This window comes from Achromobacter sp. ACM04 (genome assembly GCF_014851465.1).
Lineage (GTDB): Bacteria > Pseudomonadota > Gammaproteobacteria > Burkholderiales > Burkholderiaceae_B > Achromobacter > Achromobacter aegrifaciens.
This window is the reverse complement of the sequence record NZ_JACUZS010000017.1, coordinates 1-484: the sequence shown is the minus strand read 5'-3', so window position 1 is coordinate 484 and position 484 is coordinate 1. Positions and strand designations below refer to the sequence as shown.

The following is a 484-nucleotide window of genomic DNA, read 5'->3' as shown; positions in this document are numbered from 1 at the left end:
AACCCCCGAAAGGGTCGAGTCATACGTCGCTACTCAAAGGAAGTGAGGTATGTGCTTAGACTTGACATCTAAGGTACTTCACTTCTAGTGAGCACTTGATTTCATTGTGCTTGTGACCGAAGTCACTGTGCACTCGCATCAAGCGCCCACACTTATCGGTTGTTTAATTGTTAAAGAGCGGTACTACTAAATTCTGTACTACTTACTGCCTGCTCGCTTCGCTACGCCGCTTTCGCCGGCGCCGCGTTGTTTGCAGCAGAGAAACGAGATTATGAAGAAGTTTTTTTCGCTTGTCAAGTCAGCGTCACATACTGCGTTTCGCTTTCTTGCTTGCGACCTCTTCAGGCCCGCCTCTCTTCTTAGCAGCTATCGAAATATCAGGGTTAACCCTAAGTTTTCGGCAACTGCCAAGCCCAAGACTATAACACGATTTTTGCAGATTGTGCAACTGGCTTTTGCCTAACTTGCTGCAATCCTTGCAATA

General features: G+C 46.9%; 1 protein-coding gene. It reads right to left on the bottom strand.

Going from position 1 to position 484, the window contains the following annotated elements:
• Positions 1–304: 304 nt before the first annotated feature.
• On the bottom strand, positions 305–484 hold a 180-nt coding region (locus IB259_RS31075), incomplete at its 5' end, for a hypothetical protein (RefSeq protein ID WP_225596996.1).